Origin of the sequence: Geodermatophilus maliterrae (assembly GCF_041018925.1) — a bacterium.
Lineage (GTDB): Bacteria > Actinomycetota > Actinomycetes > Mycobacteriales > Geodermatophilaceae > Geodermatophilus > Geodermatophilus maliterrae.
Window position 1 is genome coordinate 1 of the sequence record NZ_JBFNXQ010000240.1, and the last position, 207, is coordinate 207.

Sequence of the window (207 nt, forward strand, 5' to 3'; positions counted from 1 at the left end):
TGACCGGCTGGCCGGTGGCGCGGTTGTGCCAGATGGCAGCAGTGAGCGCCAGCAAGCGCTGGGCGACTCGAGTGGCCACGCCGGTGAGGGTGCGGCCGCCGTGCAGTTCCAGGTCGAGCTGGCCTTTGAGGGTGTCATGGACCGACTCGATGAGCTGCCGGATCGGGGCCAGCAGTGCCTGGCCGGGACGAGGTGCGCGGTTGCGGT

General features: G+C 70.5%; 1 pseudogene. It reads right to left on the minus strand.

The features are described from left to right. Positions 1-207, minus strand: a pseudogene (locus ABQ292_RS26665) (IS982 family transposase); the annotation flags it as partial.